Genomic DNA, 26,523 nt, shown 5'->3' on the forward strand with positions numbered 1-26,523 from the left:
TAGCGGGCGGATGGCGTGGCGCGGCGGCGGAACCCGCTCGCGCGTGCCAGTCTTGACGCGGCGGATCCGGGCGGGGAGGATGACGACAAGAGAACATGAACCAGCGCTCACGTTTTGTGGGCGGGACGGCGAGGAGGCCCCCGAAGTGCTCCTGGAAGACGAACGCACCGCGCTCGCCGAGGCCGGCCGGCGGCTCGGCGCGCGGAACCTGGTCATCGGCACCAGCGGCAACCTCTCCGCCCGCCGCGAGGACCTCGTCGCCGTCACCCCCACCGGCGGGATCATCAGCGAACTGACGCCCGGGCAGATGACCGTGATCAGCCTCCAGGACGGGCGCGTCGTCGAGGGCGAACTCGCCCCCACCAGCGAAGTCCCCATGCACCTGGCGATCTACCGGGCCACCAACACCGGCGCCATCGCGCACACCCACGCCACCACCACGACCGCCATCGGCCTGGTCGCCGACGAGATCCCGCTCGTGCACTACACGATGCTCTCCCTCGGCGGCGCGGTGCGCGTGGCGGACTACGCCTGCTACGGCACCGACGAGCTCGCCGAACTCGTCGTCAAGGCGCTCGAGTTCAAGCAGGCCGCCCTGATGCGCAACCACGGCTCCATCGCCGTCGGCTCCAGCCTCGCCAAGGCCGTCGACAACCTCGAACTGTGCGAATGGGCCGCGGCCACCTACCACCAGGCGCTGCTCGCCTCCGCCGTCACCGGGCGCGCGCCGCGCGAACTGACCCAGGCCGAGCAGGAAGAGGTCATCATGGCCGCCCTGTCCAGCGGCTACGGAACCACGAAGAAGATCGAGCCCGAGGACGCGGGGGAGTAGGGACCATGAGCAGCTACGGCATCAGCCAGTACCCGGACGTCGAGGCGATCGACAAGCGCATCGAAACCCTCACGCACAGCCCGATCCGCACCCTGACGGCGGACCAGCTCGCCGAATACCACGCCTGGTACGAGCAGCACACCCCCGCCTCCAAGCAGGCCGCCGCCGATGCCGAGGCCGTCATCCCCGGCGGCGTGCAGCACAACCTCGCGCTCAACGACCCGTGGCCGCTGGCGATCACCCGCGCCGAAGGCGCCTACCTGCACGACGCCGACGGCAACCGGTACGTCGACTTCCTGCAGGCCGGCGGCCCCACCGTGCTCGGCTCCAACCCGCCCGCGGTGCGCGCGAAGGTCCTCGAACTGCTCGAGCACTGCGGCCCGGTCACCGGCATGCTCCACCCCGCGGAAACCCAGCTCGCCAAGCTCATCCACGACTTCATGCCCGCCGTGCACAAGTTCCGCATGCTCGGCTCCGGCACCGAAGCCGTCATGGCCGCGATCCGCGCCGCCCGCGCGCACACCGGCAAGGCGCACATCATCAAGGTCGGCGGCGCCTACCACGGCTGGAGCGACCAGGTCGTCTACGGGCTGCGCATCCCCGGCACCGGCAGCCTGGAGGCCACCGGCATCCCCGCCCCCGCCCTGTCCAACACCGCCGAGACCGCGCCCGGCGACCTCGACGCCCTGCGCGCCCTGCTCGCGGCCAACGCCGAGAACGGCGGCACCGCGGCCGTGCTCGTCGAGCCGGTCGGCCCCGAATCCGGCACCCACCCGGTCACCCGCGAGTTCAACGCCCAGGTGCGCGACCTGTGCGACGAGTTCGGCAGCCTGCTGATCTTCGACGAGGTCGTCACCGGCTTCCGGCTCGGCATGGGCGGCGCCCAGGGCTACTACGGCGTCACCCCGGACCTGACCGTGTTCGGCAAGTGCGTCGCCGGCGGCTACCCCGGCGCCGGCGGCGTCGGCGGCAGCGACGCGGTCATGGCGAGCTACGCGGGCGGCCTGACCGCCGCCGGTCAGCGCGCCCTGACCGGCGGCACGCTGTCCGCGAACCCGCTCTCGTGCACCGCCGGCTACCACACGCTGCTCGAGATGGACCGGCTCGACGCCCCGGCGAAGGCCGGGGCCGCCGGCGACCGGCTGCGCGCCGGGCTCGACGCGCTGATCGGCAAGCACGACCTGCCGTACGTCACCTACAACTTCGGCTCGATCGTGCACCTGCACACTTCCGGCGTGCTGCACCTGTCGCTGAGCGACCCCGAGTTCTTCGACAAGCTCGGCCCGCGCAAGGACATGCTCGAGCACATGTCCATGGCGTTCGCCGCCGAAGGGGTCATCACCCTCGCCGGATCGCGCATCTACACGTCGATGGCCGACACCGACGAGGTCCTCGACGAAGCCCTCGCCGCGTTCGAACGCGTCTTCGCGAAGATCCCCGCCGCCTGATGACCGACCCCGACACGGCCGCCCGCCGTCCGCGGGACCCGCTGGTCCTCGGGGTGGACCTCGGCACGGGCGGACTGCGCACCGCGCTGGCGAGCGCGCACGGCCGGGTCCTGGCGGTCGCCAAACGCGACCTGCCGACCCGGCTGCTGCCCGGCGGCGGCGCCGAGCAGGACCCCGAGGACTGGTGGCAGGCCGTCGTCGGCACCGTCAAGGAACTGCTCGCCGGCCACCCCGACACCGCGCCGCGGATCAAGGCCCTGTGCTTCTCGGCGCAGTGGGGCGGGGTCGTGCCCGTCGCGGCCGACGGCACCCCCACCCACCCCGCGGTCATCTGGATGGACGCCCGCGGCGCCCGCTACTCCCGGCGCGCCACCGGCGGACGGATCACCGTGCCCGGCACCGGATACGGCGCCCGGCGGCTGCGCACCTGGATCGCGAGGACCGGCGGCGTCCCGACCCGCAGCGGCAAGGACCCCGTCGGGCAGAGCCTGTGGCTCGAGCACGAGCGGCCCGAGGCGTACGCGGCCGCGCGCTGGCTGCTCGACGTCCCCGAATACCTCACGATGCGCGCCTCGGGGCGCGCCGTGGCCGCCCGCGACACCGCCGTGCTGCGCTGGTGCACCGACAACCGCGACGCGGACACCCTCGCCTGGGACCCGCGGCTCGCCCGCATGGCAGGGCTCGACATCGCGAAGCTCCCCGAACTGGTCCCGGCCGCCACCCTCGTCGGGCCGCTCACCGCGCGGGCCGCGGGCGACCTCGGGCTGCCCGCGGGCGTGCAGGTCGTCGCCGGGACCGGGGACACCACCGCGGCCGCGCTCGGCGCCGGAGCCGTCCGCGACCACGACGCCCACCTGTACGTCGGCACCAGCGCATGGCTGTCCTGCCACGTCCCGGCGAAGAAGACCAGCCTGCTCGACAACATCGCCTCCCTGCCCGCCGCCGTCCCCGGCAGATACTGGGTCGCCACCGTGCAGGACGTCGCCGGACGCGCCGTCGACTGGCTCATCGAGAACGTCCTGGCCGACCCCGACCACCCGCGCAGCGCCGAAGCCCTCGACCGGCTCACCGAACTGGCCGCCGGCGCCCCGCCGGGGGCGGGCGGGGTGCTGTTCGCCCCCTGGCTCAACGGCGAACGCACCCCCGTCGACGACCCCGCGCTGCGCGGCGCCTGGTTCAACCTGTCCCTGTCCACGACCCGCGCGGACATGGCGCGCGCCGTGTTCGAAGGCATCGCGCTCAACACCCGCTGGATGCTCGAGGCCGTCGAGAAGTTCACCGGCCGCACCCTCGGCCCGATCCGGTTCATCGGCGGCGGCGCCACCTCCGGCCTGTGGTGCCAGGCCATGGCCGACGTGCTCGACCGGCCGATCGACCAGATCGCCGAACCGCAGCTCGCCAACGTCCGCGGCGCCGCGCTGCTCGCCGGCGTCGCCCTCGGCGAGATCACCTGGCAGCAGATCCCCGGCCTCGTCGCCGTCGACCGGCGCTACGAGCCGAACCCGGCCCACCGCGCCCTCTACGACCAGGCGTACGCGGCCCTGCGCGCCCACCACAAGGGCAACCGCGACCTCTACCGGCGCCTGAACCCGCCCGCCGGCGGCTGAGCCCGGCACGCCCCGCGCCAGGGCACCGGCGCTAACGCGCGGCGAGGTCCGTGAGGTAGAGGCGCAGCAGCGTCTTGAGCTCCTGCAGGACCAGCTCGTCGCCGTCCGCGGCGCCCGCGAACGCGAACTGCAGCAGCGAGTCCGCGACCCGCACCGCCACCTGCGCGTTGCGCTCCAGGTCCGGGCCGTCGTGCAGTATCCCGCGGGCCACCAGGATCCGGCGCACCCCCGCCGCGATCGCCAGGTTGTTCGTGTCGTCCGCGCGCGCCAGCTCCGGCGAGAGGTGCCGGCCCGACCACAGGGCGACGTAGCCGGGGCGGGAGCGGTACAGGTTCGCGAACTCGTCCACCAGACGGCCCACCGGATCCGCCCACGCCCGGCCGTCGACCGGATCCTCCGCGCCCTCCACCAGGTGCGCGATCGCCGCGTCGAACTCCCCGATGTACCCGTGCGCGAGCGCGTCCACCACGGCGGCCTTGTCCGGGAAGAACTGGTAGATCGAGCCCACCGGCACCGCGGCCTCCTGCGCGATCCGGCGCACCGTCAGCGCCTCGAACCCCTCCCGCGACAAGATCCCGTCCGCCGCCGCCAGGATCTGCGCCACCCGCGCCCGCGAACGCGCCTGCCGCGGCTCGCGCCGCACCCTGGCCCGCTCCTGCGGGACCGCGCCCCGCGTCACCGCCGCGCCCACCACGACCACCGCCTTCCGCCCGCGCCCCGGCCGGGCCTGCGTACCAGGCCGGTTTTCCCAATACCGCGCTCGTTGAACGATACTGGTTCCCGGTACCCGAGAACCCGAGGCAGAAAGAACCACCAGCGTGGCGAGTGACACCCAGACCCAGCAGCCCCACGTGAGCCTGCTCGGCCGCGACGTGACCGGCGGCGACTACCCGGCCCAGGCGCCCGAGGCCGCGGACGGCCACGTCCTGCGCGTCACCGAGGCCGGCGAGGAGATTCTGCACCGCAGCCTCCAAGCCGTCACCGCCGCCGAGCACGGCAGCGCCGGGCTCAGGCAGCTGATCGCCGACATGTTCGCCACCATGTACGTCGCCGAAGGCGTCGGGCTCGCGGCCAACCAGGTCGACGTCGACCTGCGCGTGTTCGTCTACGACTGCCCGGACGGCGACGGCACCCGGCACGTCGGGCACATCTGCAACCCCGTCGTCGACGAGCTCCCGGCCGCCGAGCGCGTCCTGGACGAGGACGACGAGGGCTGCCTGTCGGTGCCCGGCCCGTACAAGCCCGTCGCCCGCCCCGACCACGCCGTCGTGCGCGGCACCGACTGGGAGGGCAACGAGCTCGTCCTCGAAGGCCACGGCTACGTCGCCCGCTGCCTGCAGCACGAGACCGACCACCTCAACGGCTACCTGTACATCGACCGGATCCCGGCGCGCGCCCGCAAGGACGCGCTCAAGCAGATGCGCACCATGCGCGACGAGGTCATGGCCAAACGCGCCGTCAACGCCGACAAGCGCTGAACACGCCGCACAAGCCGTACAAGCCGATCAGAACACTGTGGCCCGCCCGATTCTCCCCGGCGGGCCACAGCGTCACGATGAGCGACGTGCACGGTCACATGGCGACGAAGTGGAAGCCGCGGTCCAGCAGCGCCGGAATGAAGATCTTCATCGCCGCGACCGTGTTGCGCCGGTCCGTGGGCCCGTCGTGCTCCAGGATGATGTCGTGCGCGTGGGTGTGGGTGAGCACGTTGTGCACGATCATCTGCGTGTCCACGTGCGCGGTGTCCCAGTCCTTCGGATCCACCGACCAGCCCACCGGCCGCAGCTGCCGCGCCGCGCACGCCTGGAACACGGCCTTCGACCAGTTCCCGTACGGCGCGCGGAAGATCGTCGGATGCTGGTTCGCGTTCGCGAGCGCGTCGTTGCACCGGTCGATCTCGCCGATCACCTGGTTGTACGTGTAGTGCGTCAGGTCCCCGTGGTCCCAGGTGTGGTTCGTGATCGTGTGCCCCTCCGAGGAGACCTCGCGCACCAGCGACAGGTTCGAGCCCACCTGGCGGCCGATCATGTTGAACGTCGCCTTGATGTCGTACTGCCGCAGGATGTCCAGCACCTGCGGCGTGTACTGCGCGCTCGGGCCGTCGTCCATGGTCAGCGCGATCGCCATCGGGCCGTCGTTGTCCACGTACCACTGCGGGGCCGAGGCGACGCCGCTCATCGACGGCGAGCCGGACGCCGAGGACGGCGGCTGCGTGGAGGCGGGCGCGGTCGTCGCCGGGGACGCCGGGGACGACGGGGACGACGGGGACGACGGGGACGACGGGCTCGCCCCGGACGTCGCGGAGTTCGACGCGGTGGGCGTCGTGCCGGCCGCGGTGTTCTTCGACCCGCCGGGTGAGCTCGCGAACGCCGCCGCGACCCCGCCGCCCGCGAGCAGCATCAACCCGCCCGCCGCGAACAGCATCCGCCGCCGGTTCGGCCGACTACCCGGCCCGGGCGCCTGCTGCGCGCCGAACCCGTCATCGCCGCCGCCACCGTCGCCCCGGTAGAGGGCGGTGCGGGCCAGCTCGTCGTCGTCGCCGCGCTGCTGAGGAACCCCCGTCAGGGCTTGCGTCCGGGCGTTCGGATCCGCGCCCGGACGCCATGGTCCGTTTCCTGTCACGATCTTTAAAGACGCGCCACCCCCCGCCCTGGTTGAGCCCGGTTAAGGTGAACTTCAGGTGAACGTGCCCCGGGGTACGCGCCGTGCGCGCTCCTCCACGGACAGCTATGCGGTCGGCTGCGCGGTCAGCGCGGCGGCTCGAACGGCGGCAGCACCGACGCGTCCGCCTGGAAACGCTCCGGCACCCCGGGGAAACCCGCGGGCGGCGGCGGGAGCTCCGCGAAATCGGCGGCCAGTTCACGCCGGTGCACCGCCGTCAGATCACCCGCGGTGACCTCCGCGCGCTCCGGGAACGGCAGCTCGGCATCCAGCAGCGGCGCGAGCAGCTCGGCGGCCTCGTCCACGGGCTCGGGCGGCGGCAGATGCTGCACGTCCAGCTCCAGGCGCCGCACCGGGTCGCGCAGCACCCGCGCCGCGGCCTCGACCCGCTCGACCGTGACGTCGCGCCCGGCCGCGGCCTCGAGCGCCGCCTCGAGCGCGGCGTCGAGCTCGTCCGGGCCCGCGTCGCGCGCCAGGCCCAGCACCTCGTACGGCGACGGCTCGAACAACGCCATTGCCGACACCACCCTTTCTCCGGTCAGCCGAGCGATTCGATGCTCGTGCGCAGTGACTGCAGGTCCTCGTCCTCCGGCAGCAGCTCGAGCGCCGTCGCGATGGCCTGCAACGCCTCGCCGCGCCGCCGCCGATGCGCGGCCGCCTCGATCGCGTGCGCCCGGTACGCCCCGGCCAACTCGACGACCACCTCCCGGCGCATCTCGTCGTCGACCGCGAACTCGACGGCCTCGCCCAGCAGACGCTCCGCCTCGATCAGATCCTTGCCCTCGACACGCGCCGCGGCCTCGCCCCGCCACAGCTCGCACAACGCCGCACGGACCGTCTCGGAGTCGTCGAACGCGCGCGCCGCGCCCAACGCGGCCGCGCGCTCGGCGAACGGATGCTCCCGCAGCCCGTCCGCCGCATGCCCGACCAGCAGCATCGACAGCCGGCGGCCCGCCTCGGCCGCGGCATCGCCGTCGTAGTCGGGATCGAGCGCGACGGCCTCGGACATGAACTCGCTCGCCCTGACCCGGTCCCCGGCCAGCGCCGCCCGACGCGCCGAGAGGTTCAACACCTCCACCAGGCCGGTTCGGGCGGCCGCGTCCTGGCCGTCGAGGGCGTGGGCCTCGCGCCACAGCTCCAGCGCACGCGACAGGTCGGCCGGCGCGGCGCTCGTCGTCAGGTGCTCGGCGAACCCGAGCAGCAGCGTGCGCCGCACCCCGCGGGCCGACTCGTCCAGGTGCGAGATCTCCAGCGCACGCCCGACCGCGGCGAGCGCGTCGTCGAACTCGCGCCGCTCGCCCAGCTTCTTCGCCCACACCACGTACGCCGCGCCCAGCTCCGTGTGCAGCTCCGCGGTCTCGGGCGACAGGTCGATCGCCTGCTCCAGCACCTCGACCGCCCGCGACGGGGAGCCCGCGAGCAGCGCCCGGGACGCGTACAGGCCGCAGTCCGCGCCCATCCGCACCTGCTCGGCCGTCAGCTCCCGCACCCCCACGCGGGCCGCGCGGGCGAACGCGTCCAGCGCCTCGTCCCACGCCTTGACCCGGTAGAGCCGCTCGCCCTCGCGCACCAGCGCCTCCGCGAGCAGCGCGCGGGCCTCGCCGGTGCGCGCGTCGGCCGGCATCGCCTCCAGCGCCGCCGCCGCGTCCGCGAAACGGCCCTGCAGGATCAGGAACCGGTGCGCGCCGAGCGCCGGATGCAGCACCCCGAACACCTCCGCGAGCCCGCCCTGCGCGGAACCGTCCGCGTACGGGGCGACGGCCAGGTCGTACTGCTCGCGCCACGCCGCGTGCCCGTCGAGCAGGCGGCGCAGCTGCGGTCCCAGGATCAGCCGCCTGGCCGGCGCGTCGCCGACCGCGACCCGCAGATCCTCCTGCGCGAACGCCTCAGCGCACCGCACCTCCATCGCGACCCGCGTACTCCACGCGTCCACCTCGTCCCCGGTGCGGCCCGCGGCGAGATCCAGCGCGCGCAGATCCGCGCCGAGCCGCTCCACCAGCAGACCGCGCGCCTTCGCGACCTGCCCGGGCGCCAGGCCGCGGCCGCTCACGCTCGCGGTCTGACCCCACACGTCCGGCGAATACACGCCCGCGACCAGCGCCCCGATCGTCCACGACCACGCATCCGGGGCCGCCGGGTCCTGCGGGTCGAGGCTCGCGGCGAGCCGATACGCCGTCAGACCCACCGCGTGCAGCAGCCGCGGATGCGCCGGATCATCCCGCAGCACCGCGACGTAGCCGTCGAACGCCGCACGCCACCGGCCCGCGCCCGCGTGCACGAACGCCTCATGCTCGGCCAGCAGACCGAGCGCCTGCCCGACCGATTCGTCGACCGCGGGGGACAGGGTGACGGCCTCGCGAAGATCCACCACCGCGCGGGTCGACCTGCCCCGGCGCAGCTCCAGCGTCCCGCGCCGCACCAGCACCGCGGCACGCTCGGCCGGCGCCGCGGACGTGAGTATCGCGAGCGCCGCGTCATGGTCGCCGGACTCGGCGCGCAGCAGCGCCAACACCGCCGCCACACCGGTCGCGTGCGCCGCGTCCCCGAGCGTGTCGGTCCACGCGGCGAACACCGGCTCGACATCGCCGGCGGCCGAAGCGCGCCGCGCGCAGTCGAGCACCGCCGCCAAACTCGAGCGCACACACGACGTGCAGCGCCCGGAGCGCGACTCGTCCACGAGATACACCGGCCCGGTCTCCCGGCCGCAGCCGCCGCACGCGCCCGGCGGCGTCGTCAACGGATCCGTCGGCGCGGCGGCCGTCAGCGAACGAAGATGCCAGTCCAGCGCTATCCGCCACTCGCCGGACCGCTCCGCGAGCACCGCCCGCAGCCGGGCGGGCATCGCGTCGCGCGCATGCTCCCGGTCCACCAGCGCCAGCACACGCTCGGCGTCCCGGTCACGGCCCGCGAGCAACAGCGCCGCGGCGGTATGGCACCGGTCGCGCAGCGGCGCCTCGGCGTCCACATGGTCCGGGACCAGGCTCGCATCGCCGCCCGCCAGACGAAGCAGCGCCGTCAGCCGCTCCACCCGCCCCAGATCATCGCCCGGGGCGAACAGCATCCGCGCGAACTCCAACGCCTTCCCGACCCGCTCGCGCGCCTCCGGCACGTCACGGCCCGTCAGCAGCACCAGGGCCGCCTCGCGCAGCGTCGCCTCCCGCATCGCGCCGCGGTACGCGGGCATCGGATACTCCGACATCGCCCGCTGCCACAACACCCGCGCCGCCGCCGGATCCGAGCCGACCACGCCGCGCGCCACCCGGTCCCGGGCGAGCGCGACGTGCGCCTTGAGATCGTCGCCGCCTATCGCCTCCCACCGCTCCAACGCGCCGCGCGCGTCCCCGGCCGCCAGCAGCGCCGCCCCGAGATGGAACCCGGCCGCGCGACCCGACGCGTCGTCAGAACCGGCCTCCGGCCGCAGCACCTCGACCGCCTGCGCCGCGCCGCCCGCGGCCGCGAGCATCGCACCGAACCGCACCCGCGCCGGACGCCACCTGGGCGCCGCCGCCAGCGCGGCACGGTAGTCGTCGGCGGCCGCGCCCGCCCGCCCGGCCCGCTCGTGCAGCAACGCCAACCCCAGGCGCGCCGGAACATACGACGGGGCGACCGTCAGCGCCGCCTCGAACTGCTCGCGCGCCACATCCTCCGCACCGAGCTGCAACGCCAGCCGTGCGATCGCGTCCCTCGGGCGCGGATCGTTCGGATTGTGATTGACCGCCGCGATCAGATCCGCCTGCGCGGCATCGGCCTGCCCGAGACGCTGCCTCGCCAACCCGCGGAACAGCAGCCCGTCCCCGACCAGCGCCGCGCCGCGCGACCACGGCGAGAGCTCCACACCCGCCGGCACGCCCCGGCGCAGCGCCTCGTCGAACGCCGCCACCGCCTGCGGGAAACGCCCGGCCGTGAACAGCACCGCCGCCCACCGGAACCACACCTCGCCGCTGCCCGACGGCGAAGCGCCCGCCAGGAACCGCTCCGCGTCACCGATCCGGTTCGCCTGCATCAGCGCCGCCGCCCGCGCCAGCACCGGCCAGTCCACCCCGGGCAGCCCGGCCACCGCCTCGCCCGACGCGGCATCGCGCGCGGCCACCGGCCCCTCGGCGCACACCCGGTGCAGCCACCCGGTCACCTCCGCCAGCGCCGCCGCGTCCGCGGGCGGATCCGCCTCGGGGTCCGCGGCGGCGCGCAGGAACGCGAGCGGCGCCGCGAGCGGGCCCTGGGACGCCTGCATCCGATGCGACGCCACCCGCTGCAACGCCGGCAGCGGCAGCTCCTTCGCCGGATCCGCGGCCAGCGTGAACGCCTGCGCGGTCAGCAGCACCGCGCCGGGCGCGTCGGACTGCGCGAGCGCCACGTCCGCGCCGCCCAGCAGCGCGGCCAGCCGCAGCCCGCGCAGCTCCGGCGGGGCCGAGGCCAGGGACTTCGCCAGCTTCGCATAGCGCTTCCTGGCCCGGTCCGGCTGGCCCGCCTTCGCCTCGGCCGCCGCCCGCGCCAGCTCCTCCGACACCGCCGCCGGCTCGAACCGGCCGCGCCGCGCCAGCAGCGCCATCGACAGCCCCCAACCCTCGCCCAGGAACGCCATTCGACGCGGAAAGAATACTAAGGCACCCGCGCCCGCCCGCAGATCAGTATCCGGCGACACGACGCGGGATACAGTGGAATCCATGACGGGGACACACGTACTGCCCGATCCAGCGACCCCCTTCGGCGAAACCGTCCGCGCCCGGCTGCGCGACGAACACATCATCTGGCTCACCACCGTCGCCCCCAGCGGCACCCCGCAACCCAACCCGGTCTGGTACCTCTGGCAGCCCGACCCCGACGACGCCTGGGGCGACGGCAGCTTCCTGATCTACCACGACAACTCCGCCCAGCGGCTGCGCACCCTGACCGAACGCCCCCGCGTCGCGCTGAACTTCAACTCGGTCAAGGGCGGCGGCATCACCGTGTTCACCGGCCCGGTCGAAGTCCTCGACAACCACCCGCCCGCCCACCGGATCCCCGAGTACGCCGCCAAGTACAACCCGCTGCTGCAGGTCATGGGCCGCGACCGCAACCTCGCCGAATTCATGGCCAGGTACTCGATCGTCACCCGCGTGCGTCCGGAGAAGGTCCGCGGCTTCTGAGCACACCTTGAGCAAACACTGAGAAACCCCTGAACGGCGCTGAACCTTGCCGATCGAGCCTGGTTCCCATGGTGATCGACCCGAGGCAGACGCCGATACAGGTAGCGCAGGTGGACGTGGACGCGCCGGACCGTCCGCCGGCGACCCTCACGCGCACGACGACGGTGCTGGCGCTGGTGCGGATGCACCGGCATCCGCTCGGCGTCATCGGAACCCGGCTGCCCGCGGGCAGCGACCTGCACAGCGGGCTGCGCACCGCCGCCTGCACACAACTCGGGCCCCAGCTCGCCGAGCACGCCCGGCGAGACTGGATCGGTGCCGACTCCCGCCGCCCGCCGACGGCGGGAGCCGCACCCGCCGGCGCCGAGCAGGAGCCGCCCTGCCGGCGCGCCCGCGCCGCCGTGCTCGCCGACCCGCCCCCGATCACCGTGATCATCGCCACCCGGGAACGGCCCGCGCCGCTCGCCCGCTGCCTGGCCTCGCTCGCCGCCCTCGACTACCCGCGCTACGAGGTGCTGGTCGTCGACAACGACCCCGAATCCGACGCCACCCGCCGCGCCGCCGAACACGCCCCCGGACCCGTGCGCTACCTGCGCACCCGGCGCCGCGGCGTCGCCGTCGCGCACAACCTCGGCGCGCGCGAGGCCACCGGCGGCATCCTCGCGTTCACCGACGACGACGTCACCGTCGACCGCGACTGGCTCGCCGCGATCGCCGAGACCTTCACCGACCCGCACGTCGGCTGCGTCACCGGGCTGATCATGCCCGGCGAGCTCGAGACCCCGCAGCAGGCGATGCTCGAACGGCGCGGCGGATACGGCAAGGGCTTCACCGCCAAGGTCTTCCCCGCCCCGCCCGGCAGCCCGCCCGACCCCGGCGACCGGCTCTTCCCGTTCACCGCCGGGCGCATGGGCTCCGGCGCCAACATGGCCTTCGACGCCGAACTGCTCGCCCGACTGCACGGCTTCGACCCGGCCCTCGGCCCCGGCACCCCCGCCCGCGCCGGCGAGGACCTGCTCGCCCTGTTCCGCGCCGCCGCCGCCGGACGCCGGGTCGTCTACCAGCCCGACGCGCTCGTCTGGCACCACCACCGGCGCGACCCCGGCGCCCTCGAAGCCCAGGCCCGCGGCTACGGCATCGGCCTCGGCGCCTACCTGACCAGCGCGCTCGTCCACGAACCCAAGATGCTCCCGGTGCTGCTGCGGCTGCTGCCCGACGGCGTGCGCTACGCGCTGCGCAACTCGAGCAAGGACCAGGACGACCCGGCCGCCTGGCCCCGGCACCTGTCCGCGCTCGAACGACGAGGCCTGATCCGCGGCCCCGCCGCCTACGCGCACAGCCGCTGGACCACCCGCTACAACGCCGTACCCGAGCGGAGCCGTTGACATGCCACCGCTGCCCGTACTGCTCTACCACGCCGTAAACGACGACCCGCCGGACTGGCTCGCCCCGTACACCGTCAGCCGGCGCACCTTCGCCGACCAGCTCGACGCGCTGCTCGCCAGCGGACGCACCCCGGTGACCGCCGGGCAGATCGCCGCCGCCCGCACCGGCGGGCCGCCCCTGCCCGACCACGCGGTCGCCGTCACGTTCGACGACGGCTACCTCGACTTCCTGTGCCACGCGCTGCCCGCGCTCGCCGGCCGCGCGATCCCGGTGACCCTGTTCGTCACCACCGGCGCGCTCGCCCCGTACAACCGCAGCCTGCTGCCCGACGCCGCGATGCTCACCCTCGGCGAGATCGTCAGGCTCGACGCGGTCGGCGTCGAGATCGGCGCCCACACCCACCTGCACCCGCAGCTCGACACCCTGCACCCCTCAGCCGCCGCGTGGGAGCTCACGCACTCCAAGGACATCCTCGAACAGGCCCTCGGACACGAGATCACCCTGACCGCCTACCCGCACGGCTACTCCAGCCGCCCCGTGCGCGACCTCGCCCGCGACATCGGCTACCGCGCCGCGTTCGCCGTCCGCGACGCCCTGAGCCCCGAGGCCGACGACCCGTACCGCATCGCCCGGCTCACCGTGAAGGCCGACACCCCGCCGGCGAAGTTCGAAGCCTGGCTCAGCGGCACCGGAGCCCCGGTCGCCGGCGCCCGCGAGCGCGCCCTGACCCTCGGCTGGCGCTGCTACCGCCGCGCCCTCGCCTACCTCCCGCGCCCTTCCTCAGCCGATCCCGCCGAGAGCCGGTGACCCGACATGCCCAGCACCATCCCCGGCCCCACGCTGACCGTCGTGATCTGCGCGTACACCATGGACCGCTGGGACGACCTGACCGCCGCCCTCGCCTCGCTGCGCCGCCAGACCCGCACCCCCGACGAAACCATCCTCGTCATCGACCACTGCCCGAAGCTCGCCGAACGCGCCGCCCGCGAGCTGACCGGCGCCCGGATCGTGCCGAGCCGCGGCCGGCCCGGCCTGTCCACCGCGCGCAACACCGGGATCGCCGAAGCACACGGCGAGATCCTCGCGTTCCTCGACGACGACGCCACCGCCGACGAGCAGTGGGCCGAACGGCTGCTCGCCGGCTACCAGGACCCGCACGTGCTCGGCGTCGGCGGGCTGATCCGGCCGCGCTGGGACCGGCCGCGGCCCGCCTGGTTCCCGACCGAGTTCGACTGGGTCATCGGCTGCACCTACCGCGGCATGCCCGGCGGCCCGGCCCCGGTACGCAACCTGCTCGGCGCCAACATGTCCTTCCGCCGCGCCGTCCTCGACGAGATCGGCGGCTTCCGCACCGACCTCGGCCGCGTCGGCACCCGGCCGCTCGGATGCGAGGAGACCGAACTGTGCATCCGCGCCACCCAACGCCACCCCGACGGCGTACTGCTCTACGACCCGGCCGCATCCGTGCGCCACCACGTCCCCGAAAAGCGCGCCACCTGGAGCTACTTCCGCGCCCGCTGCTACGCCGAAGGCCTGTCGAAAGCCGCCATGACCCGCCGCACCGGCGCCGGGCGCGCCCTGTCCTCCGAGCGCGCCTACCTGAGCTCCACCATCCCGCACGCCGTGTTCGACGCGCTGCCCGGCACCCGCGCAGGCGGGCAGAGCCCGGCGACGATCCCCGCGCTGCTGGCCGGCGTCGCGGTCACCGGCGCCGGATACACCCTCGGACGGCTGCGCGACCACCGCGCCGACCAGAGCCCGCCCGAACCGCGGCCGCCCGTACCGGACCTGCACGCCGACGTGCCCGAACTCCTGCGACGCCTGCACGAGGCCGCCGACGACGGCGACCTGCTCGACGCGTACCTCGCCGCCTGCGGAATCGACCAGATGATCGAGGACCGGCTGCGCCGCACCTCGTCACTGCTCCGGCGCACCGCCGACCTCGCCCGAGCCGACGACAGGGGAGCGGCGGGCCACGCCGCACTGCGCGGCCTGGACGCCACCGCCGCGATCACCGGCGCGAGCCGCGCGCACCGCGAACTCGGACACTGGCACCGGCGAATCCGGGAACTGATCTCCGTCCTCGCCGACCTCGACCCCGCGGACGACCGGCTGGGCGCCGCGCTCGCCGCGATCGGCCACAGCGTCCCGGCCCGCGCCGCGCGGCTGCTCGCCGACGCCGTACTGCGGCCCCCCGCGTGCTTCCGCAGCTTCGACCAGCACCCGCGCGACATCGACGAACTCGTCGACCGCTTCGCCGCCCGCTACCCGGACCGCACCAGGCCCCTGCTGATCCTCGGCGCACGCACCTCCGGCAGCTACCTCGCCCCGCTCGCCGCCGCCCGCGCCCGCGCACTCGGATACCGCGACGTGACCGTGCGCACGACCCGCCCCGGCGAACGCCTCATGCCCGGCGAAACCCGCCTCGTCCAGCGAATCCGGCACGCCGGCGGACTCACCGTCGTCCTCGACGACCCGCCCGCCTCCGGCCGCTCCCTGGCCAGGATCGCCCGAGCGGTCGAACACACCGGATTCCCCCGCGACCGGGTCGTGCTCGCCTACGCCGCCTTCGCCGACCACGACGTCCCGAAACACCTCACCGACCGCCCCCGCGTCACCCTGCCGGCCGCCGCCTGGGACATCCGCACCCGCCTCGGCTCCGACGCACTGCGCCGCACCGTGCCCGCACTGCTGCCCGCCGACACGAAGATCCTCGCGATCACCGACACACTCCCTGGTATCCCCACCCGCCTCGGCCACCTCGCGGTACCGGTCACGGTCACGGTCGCCACCGACCACGGCCCGACCGAACTACCCCTGGTGGCCGAGGGCGCGGGCCTCGGATACCTCGGCCGACACGCCGCCCACGTCGCCGACGCCCTGACCGGAACCGTCCCACACGTCCACGGATTCACCGACGGCATACTCCTGCGCGAACGCGGACCCCGCGAACAGTCCCCGTCCGGCCGCGCCGTGCCCGCGGACACCCTCGCCGACTACGTCACCACCCGCCGCAACGCACTGCCGCTGACCGCCGACCGCAGCCTCCGGCTCACCGGCCGCGAGCCCACCTGGGAAATCGGCGCCCGCATCCTCGCGCCCGCACTCGGGCGCCTCGGCACCCCGCTGCGCCCCCTGCTGATCGACCCGATCCTGCGAACGCTGCTGTCCAGCGAGAACCCGTGCATCGTCGACGGACGCATGCTCCCGTGGCTCTGGAGCGGCGACGTGACCGACGGCTGGCACAAGACCGACTTCGACGAAGGCTCATTCAGCCACCTCGACCTCGCCAGCACCGACCCCGTCTACGACCTCGCCGCCGCCGCCGTCCTGGCCCCCGACGCCGAGGACAAGCTCGTCGCCCGCTACCAGCAGAACACCGGCGACCAGATCGGCCCGGCCCGCTGGTGCGTCCACAAGCTCGTCCACGCCTGGAACATCAAACGCCTCAAAACACTCGGCTACGGCAGCGAACTCGCCGCCCTGGACCCCACGCGCATCCAGGACCGCGCCGTCCAGCAGTTCTTCGCCCGCCTCTACCTCGCCGACCTCGACGACGAACCCCGCGGCCCCTGGTGCGTCCTCGACCTCGACGGCGTCCTGGAAGCCGACGTCCTCGGCTTCCCGACGACCTCCCCGGCAGGCGCCCTCAGCCTGCGCGCCCTGCGCGCCCACGGATACCGCGTCCTGCTCGCCACCGGACGCCCCATCCCCGACGTCCAAGACCGCTGCGCCAACTACCGCCTGGCCGGAGCAGTGGCCGAATACGGCGCGGCCATGTACAACCCCGCATCCGGCGCCACGAACCTGCTGCGGCCCGAACACGACGACGCCCTCGCCGCCGAACTAAGCGCCCGGCCGTCCACGGGCATCGACCCGCGCTACCGCTGCTGCGTCCGCGCATACCGCCACACCGACCACGGCCGCCGCACCGCGCTGGACCCGGGCACCGTCGAGGACGTCATGACGCGGTATCAGGTCACCGCCGTCAACGGCGACGCGCAAACCGACCTGCTGCCGAACGGCCTCGACAAGACCCACGGCATCCGCGCCCTGACCCGGCTGCTGGACGGACCCGACGTGCCCATCGCGCTCGCCGTGGGGGACAGCGGCACCGACGTCGCCATGCTGCGCGCAGCCGACCTCGGCCTCGCACCCGCGAACGCCGACCGCCCCGCGATGCACGCCGCCGGCATCGACGTGCTCACCCGCCACTACCAGACGGGCCTGGCCCAAGCCGTCGCCCGGCTGCTCGGACACGCCCCCGGAAGCTGCCCCGCCTGCCGCGCCCCTCGATTCGAACCCGCCGAACAAGCCCTACTCGCCCTGCTCGCGATCCCCGAAGCAGGCCGCCGCGGCGCCCCCGCCGGGCTCCTTCGCCTCACCCGGGCGCGACTCGCGAACCACACGGCACCCGCGGCGCCGACGCGGGACTGGTCCCGGTGACCAGCACACCCGCCGCCCTCGACGGCACCCGCCCCGGCCGACTGCCCTGGCCCGCCATCGCCCGCCGCGCCCTGTCCAACGAACCACTGCTGCGCAACGGCCACCTGCTGGCCGCCAGCTCCCTGCTCACCTCCGTCCTCGGCGCCGGCTACTGGACGCTCGCCACCCACATCTACGACCCGGCCACCGTCGGCCGCAACTACGCCGCGATCTCCGCGATGCTGCTGCTCGCCGGCATCGGCCAACTCAACCTCTCCAACATCCTCGTCCGCTTCGTCCCCGCCGCCGGCCGCCGCACCCGCTCGCTCGTCGCCCGCGCCTACCTGGCCGCCGTCGCCCTCACGATGCTGCTGACCATCGGATTCGTGCTGCTCATCCCCGACCTCGCCCCCGAGCTCGGCTTCCTGCGCCACCCCGTCCTCGGCGTCTGCTTCATCCTCGCCACCGCCGGCTACGGCCTGTTCGCCATGCAGGACGGCGTCCTGACCGGCCTGCGCCGCCCCGACTGGGTCGTGCTGGAGAACGCCGTGTTCGCCGTCGTGAAGATCGCCGCGATCCTGGTGCCCGCCCTCGTCGCCGCCGAAAGCGGCATCCTGCTCTCCTGGGTCCTCGCCCTCGCCGTCGCCATCATCGTCACCAACACATTCCTGTTCACCCGCGAAATACCTCGGCACACCACGGCCCCCGCCAACATCCCCGCCAAGGCCGCCGCCCCCAACGCCGGCTACATCATCGGCGACTACCTCGGCTCCCTGTTCTGGTTCGCCGCCATCACCCTCCCGCCGCTGCTCGTCCTCGACACCCTCGGCCCCGCCCAGTCCGCCTACTTCTCCCTGACCTGGGTCATCGCCTACACCCTCTACCTGGTCAGCGCCAACATGGGCTCCTCACTCGTCGTCGAGTCCGCCACCGACCCCGCCCACCTCGCCCGCAACTGCACCCGCATCCTCACCCACACCGGCGCACTGCTCACCGCCGGCGTCCTCGCCCTCGGCATCGCGGCCCCCGAGATCCTCGGCGTCTTCGGCCCCGACTACGCCCAGCACTCCACCGGCCTGCTCCGGCTCCTGCTGCTGTCCGCCCTGCCCAACCTCGTCGTCGCCACCGCCGTCAGCATCTGCCGCGCCCGCCGCCGCATCCGCACCGCCATCGCCATCCTCGCCGCCGTCTGCGTCACCGCGCTCGGCCTGACCGTGCTGCTGCTGCCCGTCCTCGGCATCGCCGGAGCCGGAGCCGCCTGGCTCATCGCCGAAACCGCCGTCGCCATCCCGCTGCTGCTGCGCCCCGCCGCCTGGCTCGGCGCCGCCAAGATCCCCACCAGCGCACTCGCCCGCGCCGCCGCCGCCCGCGCCGCGACCCTGTTCGCCCTGCCAGCCGACCGCCGCCTCGCCCGGCGCCTCGCCCGCCAACTCGACCCGAACCACGCCCCCGACATCCCCTGGAGCTCACGCCGGGTCACCGACATCTTCGTCGTACGCGCCGTCGGCGAACACGACCTCGTCATCAAACACCCCTCCAGCGACCGCGGACACCAAGCCCTGCTCCGGCACTTCGAGAACATGCAGGCCCTCGCCGACGACGACCGCCTCGGCGACTGGCGCCGACTGCTGCCCCGCATCGTCACCTGCGACCTGCACGGCCCCCTCCCGCTCACCGCCGAGGAGTACCGCACCGGCACCACCGCCACCGACCTGCTGCGCCGCCGCCCCGAAGCCGCCGCCCACATCGCCGCCGCCGCCCGCGCCTCCATCGCCGAACTGCACCGCGCCACCGGCACCCTGCAGACCGCCGACCCCGAGCGGCTGCGCCACTGGATCGACACCCCCCTCGACTACGTGCGCCGCGACGTGCCCGCATACCGCACCGGCCGACCCGCCGGCGCCCTCGACACCCTCCGCAGCCGCCTCTACGAGGGCCTGGCCGACCGCCCCATCCTCACCTCCTGGATCCACGGCGACTTCGCCCCCGGCAACGTGCTGATGAACGACGACGGCACCGAGGTCACCGGCATCATCGACTGGGCCACCGCTCACCCGAACGGCCCGGCCGCCACCGACCACCACCTGTTCGACCTGTCCCTGCGGCGCGAGACTGGGGGAGAGGAACTCGGCGCCCTCGTCGTCCACGCCCTGCGCGGCGAAACCGACGAACCGGACGACGACGCCCTGCTCCTGCTCACCTGGCTGCGGCACGTCGCCGACAACCTCAACCAGTCCTCCCAGTACCGCCGCAACCAGGCCTGGCTCGTCGGAAACGTCGCCCCGGTCCTGCGGGAGATGGCCCGATGAGCATCATCACCCACGCGCCGGAACAGGACATCGACATCGACATCGACATCGACATGACGACGGTGCTCCACCCGACCGAGACCGAGCGCCCCACCGCACCCCGCGGGGCACCCGAACAGCCGCGCCGCACGGGCTTGCCCTGGCGGCACCTGCCGGTCTACGCGGCACTGCCCGCCGCCGTGCTCCTGTGGCTGCTCTCCCTGCGCTTCGTCCGCCTGAACGCCATGGGCGACTACGGCCTGATCGCCATCCTGCCGATCCTGTTCTGGATCGCCCTCGGCCTGCTCACGCTCGGATTCGCCGCCAGCCTCAACCGCACCTGGGTCCGCACGCCCTGGCTGCTCGGCCACGTCATCGCGCTGATCGTCATGCTGCACGCCACCCCCACGATCCTCTACGGCACCCTGCGCTACTCCTGGGCGTGGAAACACGTCGCCGTCATCGACTACCTGCTGCGCCACAACGGCGTCGACGGTCCGAACAGCCAGCTCAGCGCCTACTACCAATGGCCGGGCTTCTTCAGCCTCAACGCCGAGATCGTCCGCCTCGCAGGCCTCAAATCCGCCCTCACCTACGCGGCCTGGGGACCTCCGATCAACAACCTGCTGATGATCGCACCGCTGGTCCTCATCCTGCGCACGATGACCCGCGACCGCCGCATCCTGTGGGGCACGATCTGGCTGTTCTACAGCTGCGCCTGGACCGGACAGGACTACTTCTCGCCCCAGGCCTTCGCATTCACGCTCTTCCTCGCGATCCTCGGCGTCGTGCTCAACCGCACCGCCGCCGACCACGCCCTCACCCCGGAACAGCCCAGGCCGCGGCGCGCCGGAAACCTCATCTGGATCCTGCTGCTGCTCCCGCTCGTCGCCGCCATCGACTCGTCCCACCAGCTCACCCCCCTCATGCTCATCCTCGCGCTCGCGATACTCGCCCTATCCCGCTACCGAGGCCCCGTCCTGCTGTGGACACTCGCCGCCGCCGCCGTCTTCGCCCTCGCCTGGGACGCCACCGTCGGACTGCCCTACATCCGCGACAACGTCAACTCGATCATCGACTCCTTCGGCTCCCTCGACGCCAACGCCACCGCACCCCTCAACGGCGCCGCGACCGCCAGCAACCAACAACAGGTCATCGCATACGTCGACACCGGCGCCGCGCTACTCGTCGCACTGCTCGCGATCGCAGCCGTGATCCTGAACAAGCAGCTGCGGCGCAGCAGCGCGTTCCTGCTCACCCTCGCCCCGCTGCCCATGCTCGCCGCCAACAACTACGGCGGCGAAGTCATCTTCCGCGTCTACCTCTTCGCGCTCCCCGCAGCCGCATTCCTCAACAGGACACTGTTGCTGCCCGCGCCGTCGAGACCCTGGACCGCGCGCCTGCACACCATCGTCTTCCCCGCCGTCCTGCTCCTACTGCTCGCCGCGTTCGTCGTGCCCTACTACGGCAAGGAATCCGAGAACTACTTCTCACCCGACGAAATCGCCGCCACAGACTTCGTCTACAGCACCGCCCCGCACGGCTCGACCATCATCGCTGCCGCCAGCGACTACCCCGGCGGCAGCCTCTACTACGACTACTTCAAACAGATCTCCTGGCTCGACCAGATCACCGCCCGCCAGCGCGTCCTCGTCGAAGACGACCCGCTCGACGCCCTCAAAGACGAACTGAGGTCGAACGGCAGCCCCGCCTACTTCATCCTGACCAGGTCCCAGATCGCCGAAATCCAGACAGCGGGCCTGCTGCCGACCGCGACGCTCCAGCAACTCGAGCGGATCCCGAACACCCCGACCCAGTTCACCGTCGTCTACCGCAATGCTGACGCCATGGTCCTCAAACTCACCCAGGCCCCCACCACCGCACCGGGAGGCAACTTCTCATGACCCCGCTGCGCCTCGCCCTCGCCGCGTCCGGCTGGATCGCCCTGGCCGCAACCGGCCTGCCCGACGGCTCACCACTGCGCGTGCTCATCGCCTTCGCGTTCATACTCACCTGCCCCGGCGCCGCCGTCGTACGACTCGGCAACGCGGCACTCGCACGCCACGACCGCGCCATGGACCGACTCGAAGCGGGCGTACTCACCGTCACTCTGAGCCTCGCCCTCGGCGCGCTGGTCAGCGAAGCGTTCTTCATCAGCCACAGCTACACCACCACAGGCGCCACCATCGCCCTCGCCGCGATCACCACCCTCGCCGCCCTGTGCCCCGTACCACGCCGCCCCCTCAAGCCGACCGCGCGCGCGGCACGACCCGGCCAACCCGGCCTGCTGCCCCAAGCCCACCGCAACCCCGCACCACGACACCGATAACGGCTGGAACACATCATGGGAACCCGGACCAAGCCCCGAACCACCGCGGCAGCCACGATCGCGGCCGCCCTCGCACTGGCCACCGCCGCCTGCACCTCGACAGCGACGCAGGCCGCGAGCACGGGCAGCGACGCGCCCACGGCGTCCGTCCAGACCCACACCGCCACCGCGCCGCTCCCGCGCCCCGACCACGTCGTCGTCGTCATGATGGAGAACCACTCCTACGCGGACATCATCGGCAGCTCCGCAGCCCCCTACATCAACGCCCTGGCGGCCCAAGGAGCCTCGTTCAGCCGCTCGTACGCGGTGACCCATCCGAGCGAACCGAACTACCTCGCCCTGTTCTCCGGCTCCACCACAGGCCTCGACGACGACAGCTGCCCGCACACCTACACCAACGCGAACCTCGGCTCCGAGCTGATCGCCGCCGGCCTCAGCTTCGCCGGCTACTCCGAATCCATGCCGCAGGACGGATACACCGGCTGCACCGCCGGACAGTACGCCCGCAAGCACAACCCCTGGGTCAACTTCACCAACGTGCCCGCCACGGACAACCGCACCTTCGCCGCCTTCCCGAGCGACTACTCGAAGCTGCCGACCGTCTCGTTCGTCGTCCCGAACCTCACCGACGACATGCACGACGGCACCATCGCCCAGGGCGATACGTGGCTCAAGACGAACATCGACGGCTACGCGCAGTGGGCCAAGACGCACAACAGCGAACTCATCGTCACCTGGGACGAGGACGACAACTCCAGCGACAACCAGATCCCCACCCTCATCGTCGGCGCCAAGATCCACCCCGGCACGTACGACGAACAGATCACCCACTACAACGTGCTGCGGACCATCGAGGACTTCTACCGGCTGCCCGCCGCCGACGAATCCGCCACCGCCACGCCCATCAGCGACATTTTCAGCCGCTAGCCGACCGCGGGTCGCTGCTTGCCGACCACCAGGTGCACACTTAAAGTGAGATCGCAGAGACGAGGAGTGATGATGCGGTCGTCCGCCAGGAAACCCGGGGGAGTGCGCGGACGGCGAGCCCGACGGCCGCACCGCCTGATCCTCGCGGCCGCGGCCACCGCCCTCATCACCGCCACCGGCACGCTCGCGGGCTGCGACGGCGGCGGCGCGGCCGCCGTGACCAGCACCGCGGGAGCGCAGGGGAGCGGAACGTCCGGAGCTTCGGCGCCGTCGAGCGCCCCGGCCACCTCCGCGTCCTCCACGTCGACCCCGTCCGGCGCGAGCACCGCGAGCGCCGGCGCCGAACCGATGCCCGTGGGGGACCTGCCCGGCTGGCACCAGATCTTCGCCGACGACTTCCAGACCGACGTGCCGGTCGGCGGATTCTCCGGCTGCGACAACGGCACCGTCCGCACCTGCACCGGCCTGCCCGCGGCGGTCCAGGCCAAATGGTGGGACTACCCGGACGGCTGGAAGGACACCAGCGGCCAGGGCACCTACAGCCCGTCCAAGGTCATCAGCATCCAGAACGGCATGATGCACCTGCACATGTACACCGACAACGGCGTCACCATGGTCGCCGCGCCGGTCCCGAAGATCCCCGACCCGGTCGGCAGCGAAGGCGGCCAGCTCTACGGCCGATACGCCATCCGCTGGATGGTAAAGGCGCCCACCGACAGCTTCAAGCTCGCGTGGCTACTGTGGCCCGACAGCGAGAAGTTCCCCGGCGACGGCGAGATCGACTTCCCGGAAGGCCAGGTCAACGGAGATATAACCGCCTACATGCACCGCCAGGGCGCCACCTCCGACTCGGACCAGAACGAATTCGACAGCCCCGTCCCGATCTCATCAGGTTGGCACACCAGCGTTATCGAATGGACCGCCTCGGCCTGCACCTTCATCCTCGACGGCACCGTCATCGGCACCGCCACCAGCCGCATCCCGAACACCCCGATGCACTGGGTCCTGCAAAGCGAGACCGTCCCGGATCGCGCCACCAACGCCTCGGCCACCGCCGACATCTACATCGCCTGGGCCACCGTCTACCGCCCCGACTGACGGGCTTCTACTGCATGATCTCTCCCGTGGCCGGTGAGGGCCGGTGATCTGCGAGTATTCAAAGATCGCTGGCTCCTACCTCGCAGTATGCTGCAAGCTAGCGCAGATCTCTGCGCATCTCTGCTGTCTGCTGCCGGGTTTCGCGCGGCGTCCTCCCCGGATCTTCCCAATCCCAGAGATCTGATTCGCACCCGTCCCGCAAGGATGCCACCTGGGCACTCTCGCGGAGCCCGGCGTGTTGGACAGGCCGTGTGGGCGCGGATGTTCTCGCGCCTCTCACCCGACTCCCTCTGATTAGCCTCCCATCCGAGCGTGCCTGGCCAGGAACGATACGCCGCAGGCCGAGCGTGTCGCGCCCGTACCGGGAGGTCAGGCCCGGGACCTGCTCGACGAACGTCTTCTTCGGGCAGGCCGGGTCGCGGCAGAAGAACCGTCGGACCGTCAGTTCGATCACCAGTCGGCGCCCGCCCACCGCCGTGTCGGCGATGCTGCGCTCGTAGCCGCTGTGCACCGCCGACGAGTTGTACCCGCGGGACGGGCAGCGTGAGTGGCCTGGGTCGATGCCGCCGTGATCCGCACGAGCGCTCCGCGGTCAGCTACCCGGTCGACGCTGACGCCCGTGAAGTGCGGGAACAGCACCCGCAGAAGATCAGCCTCGGTCATCCCGGCGGTATAACAGAATCCCGGCCAAAACTATGAACCCATACGTCAGACCTCTGGCTCAACCGGGCTGCCGGCTTGCCCTCGTCAAGATCGCCGAGCACGGATCACTGAATCCACGCCAGAGCCAGGATCGACCGGCTATTGACAAGGCACTGATTCCCTTACGTGGGAATCCACGATCCGGCCAGGCCGAGCACGTGTTCACAGCACCATGCTCAGGGTGTCGTGCGTCACCGTACTTGCCGCTTGCGCGGGGCTCTGGACGGATGTTCACTTTCACCGCTGTGTTTTGGTCATGAGAGTTCGGGGGGTCTTTGATGGCGATCCGACCGCGCGTCGGTTGTCGCAGCTGTGTCGGCAGCGCGCATGGTTCGAGCCTTGGCGGCGTGCTCTGATGGGGTCGGCGTCTTCCGCGACATCCGCTCAGCAGGCCGCGCCGGGCTTCTTCCTGCTGGCCTGGGGGCTTTTCGCGTCGGTGATCGGCTTGGGCCTCGTGACCAACTTCCGCGGGTTCGCGGATATGTTCACGCGAAGCGCGTACGCCTCGTCGTCCTGGATGCGGCGCGTTCCGCCGTGGAAGTGGATGCGCCGGAAGTCCGATGAGGAGGAGTTGGCCGACCGTGTGAAGCTGGCCAGGCTTATCGCGATTCCGTTCGCATTCCTGGGGCCGATCGTGACCGTGGTCGGCGTGGTGCAGATGCTGCGCGGCCATGTCGCGGTGCCACGCGGCCCGGCGCTCCCGCTTCCGTTCGCGCTCGCGTTCGTCGGCTTCGCGCTGATTGCGATGTTCCAGTACTGGCGGCGTGGCGGATTCTTCCGGCTTGCGGCGCGGCGGGGCGGCTGGATGCGTGGGGCCGCGATCGTGGCGAGCCTCGGCGCAGTCGCCTTTGGCGTGTTCACGGCCTTGGGGCAGACCACCCTGGGAGTCGCGGGCTGGCTGGTCGGCGGATTGGCCAGCGTTCCCCTTGTGATGTCCCGCGGATCGGTGCCCACACCGCCGCGCGATGCAGTGCCCGCGCGCCCGTCCCGGCCGCCGGCGCCGACCGACCCGGATGAAGACGACGACGCTTCGGCATTTCGATGGCTCTGACGTGGCGGCGGGGCGGGAAGGACGGGCCGCGGGATGTGATCCCGTCGCGGGTGGCGCGGCGGCGTGCCCGGTGGGCGCTGGGGATCGTGCTGGGTGCCTGGGTGGGATTCGACGCGGTGATCGGGCTTCTGGTGCGTGCACACGCGATCAACGAACGCTGCACCGGCTATTGCATGGGCGCGGGCGGCATGGGCTGGTTCCTGGTGTTTCCGGTCTGGTTCGGGATGAGCTCGCGCGCTCGACTGGTCGACAGCGGCGGCCGGAGCTTCGTCGTAGGTCGTACCCTCACCGGGCTGCGCGCCGTTGATCTGGACGAGTTGGTCAGCGTGCGACGCTTCCAGGCCTTGGGCAGAACCGGGCAGTTCTGGGACGAGCTACGGCTTCGCGATCGCTGGGGCGTGCGCCTGTCGGCCGATCGTGTCGACGGTATCGACAGGGCTGTCAAGAACGCGGTCGAGGCGCGCGCGGTTCGCGTTTCCAGCGCCGTCAAGGACAGGCTCGGCATGAGGAGGCGAACGCGCCCTATGGCGGGAGGGCGGGCGCTGCTCGGGGTGTTCGTCCTCGTCGGCTCATTGGGCGGCTTCGTCATCGTGAGCTTGTATCTCACGTGTCTGATCGCCGGGACGCCGTTGAACGGCTGAGC

The 26,523-nt window shown here is 72.5% G+C and carries 20 protein-coding genes; 15 read left to right on the top strand and 5 right to left on the bottom strand.

Annotated features, from left to right (window positions below; all coding sequences use genetic code 11):
* Positions 1-145: 145 nt before the first annotated feature.
* Genes VG296_RS17115 through VG296_RS17125 form a run of 3 tightly spaced genes read left to right on the top strand, consistent with a single transcriptional unit; the run spans position 146 to position 3,887 of the window.
* Positions 146-832, top strand: a complete 687-nt coding sequence (locus VG296_RS17115) for a class II aldolase/adducin family protein (RefSeq protein ID WP_325566736.1) — start codon at positions 146-148, stop codon at positions 830-832.
* Positions 833-837: 5 nt separating this feature from the next.
* Positions 838-2,280 carry an aspartate aminotransferase family protein gene (locus tag VG296_RS17120; RefSeq protein WP_325566737.1) on the top strand — a complete coding sequence of 481 codons (1,443 nt, stop codon included), beginning with the start codon at positions 838-840 and terminating at the stop codon, positions 2,278-2,280.
* Positions 2,280-3,887 carry an FGGY-family carbohydrate kinase gene (locus VG296_RS17125; protein WP_325566738.1) on the top strand — a complete coding sequence of 536 codons (1,608 nt, stop codon included), beginning with the start codon at positions 2,280-2,282 and terminating at the stop codon, positions 3,885-3,887. Before VG296_RS17120 ends, VG296_RS17125 begins: the two co-directional genes overlap by 1 nt.
* Positions 3,888-3,918: 31 nt before the next feature.
* Here VG296_RS17125 and VG296_RS17130 read toward each other — a convergent pair whose 3' ends face one another.
* A complete protein-coding gene (locus VG296_RS17130) occupies positions 3,919-4,581 on the bottom strand; it encodes a TetR/AcrR family transcriptional regulator (protein ID WP_325566739.1) in 663 nt (220 codons plus the stop codon).
* A 124-nt stretch (positions 4,582-4,705) separates the two neighbouring features.
* Here VG296_RS17130 and def point away from each other — a divergent pair, with 124 nt between their 5' ends.
* Positions 4,706-5,365 (top strand): peptide deformylase, encoded by a 660-nt coding sequence (gene def / locus VG296_RS17135; protein ID WP_325566740.1) that lies wholly within the window; start codon positions 4,706-4,708, stop codon positions 5,363-5,365.
* Between the two features lie 94 nt (positions 5,366-5,459).
* On the opposite strand, the gene VG296_RS17140 is transcribed toward def, so the two are convergent.
* From VG296_RS17140 to VG296_RS17150, 3 genes are all read right to left on the bottom strand, one after another.
* On the bottom strand, positions 5,460-6,509 hold the full coding sequence (locus tag VG296_RS17140; protein WP_325566741.1) for a polysaccharide deacetylase family protein: 1,050 nt from the start codon (positions 6,507-6,509) through the stop codon (positions 5,460-5,462).
* A gap of 125 nt (positions 6,510-6,634) precedes the next feature.
* Positions 6,635-7,063, bottom strand: coding sequence for a hypothetical protein (locus VG296_RS17145; protein WP_325566742.1), 429 nt, complete (start codon positions 7,061-7,063; stop codon positions 6,635-6,637).
* A gap of 23 nt (positions 7,064-7,086) precedes the next feature.
* On the bottom strand, positions 7,087-11,130 hold the full coding sequence (locus tag VG296_RS17150) for a hypothetical protein (RefSeq protein ID WP_325566743.1): 4,044 nt from the start codon (positions 11,128-11,130) through the stop codon (positions 7,087-7,089).
* An 82-nt stretch (positions 11,131-11,212) separates the two neighbouring features.
* Between VG296_RS17150 and VG296_RS17155 the strand changes: the two genes are divergently transcribed.
* From VG296_RS17155 to VG296_RS17195, 9 genes are all read left to right on the top strand, one after another.
* A complete protein-coding gene (locus VG296_RS17155) occupies positions 11,213-11,674 on the top strand; it encodes a pyridoxamine 5'-phosphate oxidase family protein (protein ID WP_325566744.1) in 462 nt (153 codons plus the stop codon).
* 68 nt (positions 11,675-11,742) lie between these two features.
* Complete coding sequence (locus tag VG296_RS17160) at positions 11,743-13,059, top strand: glycosyltransferase family 2 protein (RefSeq protein ID WP_325566745.1); 1,317 nt, start codon at positions 11,743-11,745, stop codon at positions 13,057-13,059.
* Between the two features lies 1 nt (position 13,060).
* Positions 13,061-13,867 (top strand): polysaccharide deacetylase family protein, encoded by an 807-nt coding sequence (locus VG296_RS17165; RefSeq protein WP_325566746.1) that lies wholly within the window; start codon positions 13,061-13,063, stop codon positions 13,865-13,867.
* Positions 13,868-13,873: 6 nt separating this feature from the next.
* Positions 13,874-17,506 carry a glycosyltransferase gene (locus tag VG296_RS17170; RefSeq protein WP_325566747.1) on the top strand — a complete coding sequence of 1,211 codons (3,633 nt, stop codon included), beginning with the start codon at positions 13,874-13,876 and terminating at the stop codon, positions 17,504-17,506.
* Positions 17,503-19,794, top strand: a complete 2,292-nt coding sequence (locus VG296_RS17175) for a phosphotransferase (RefSeq protein WP_325566748.1) — start codon at positions 17,503-17,505, stop codon at positions 19,792-19,794. The genes VG296_RS17170 and VG296_RS17175 overlap by 4 nt, the downstream gene beginning before the upstream one ends.
* A complete protein-coding gene (locus VG296_RS17180; RefSeq protein ID WP_325566749.1) occupies positions 19,791-21,677 on the top strand; it encodes a hypothetical protein in 1,887 nt (628 codons plus the stop codon). Before VG296_RS17175 ends, VG296_RS17180 begins: the two co-directional genes overlap by 4 nt.
* A complete protein-coding gene (locus VG296_RS17185) occupies positions 21,674-22,102 on the top strand; it encodes a hypothetical protein (protein ID WP_325566750.1) in 429 nt (142 codons plus the stop codon). Before VG296_RS17180 ends, VG296_RS17185 begins: the two co-directional genes overlap by 4 nt.
* Before the next feature lie 15 nt (positions 22,103-22,117).
* Positions 22,118-23,029: an alkaline phosphatase family protein gene (locus tag VG296_RS17190; protein WP_325566751.1), complete on the top strand. Its 912-nt coding sequence runs from the start codon at positions 22,118-22,120 to the stop codon at positions 23,027-23,029.
* A 102-nt stretch (positions 23,030-23,131) separates the two neighbouring features.
* Positions 23,132-24,127, top strand: a complete 996-nt coding sequence (locus VG296_RS17195) for a glycoside hydrolase family 16 protein (RefSeq protein ID WP_325566752.1) — start codon at positions 23,132-23,134, stop codon at positions 24,125-24,127.
* 97 nt (positions 24,128-24,224) lie between these two features.
* Here VG296_RS17195 and VG296_RS33245 read toward each other — a convergent pair whose 3' ends face one another.
* Positions 24,225-24,689 carry a transposase family protein gene (locus tag VG296_RS33245; protein ID WP_414641105.1) on the bottom strand — a complete coding sequence of 155 codons (465 nt, stop codon included), beginning with the start codon at positions 24,687-24,689 and terminating at the stop codon, positions 24,225-24,227.
* A gap of 495 nt (positions 24,690-25,184) precedes the next feature.
* Between VG296_RS33245 and VG296_RS17200 the strand changes: the two genes are divergently transcribed.
* Both VG296_RS17200 and VG296_RS17205 read left to right on the top strand, forming a co-directional pair.
* Positions 25,185-25,880 (top strand): hypothetical protein, encoded by a 696-nt coding sequence (locus VG296_RS17200; protein WP_325566753.1) that lies wholly within the window; start codon positions 25,185-25,187, stop codon positions 25,878-25,880.
* 35 nt (positions 25,881-25,915) lie between these two features.
* Positions 25,916-26,521, top strand: a complete 606-nt coding sequence (locus tag VG296_RS17205) for a hypothetical protein (RefSeq protein WP_325566754.1) — start codon at positions 25,916-25,918, stop codon at positions 26,519-26,521.
* Positions 26,522-26,523 lie beyond the last annotated feature (2 nt).

The organism is Actinospica sp. (assembly GCF_035552695.1).
Lineage (GTDB): Bacteria > Actinomycetota > Actinomycetes > Streptomycetales > Catenulisporaceae > Actinospica.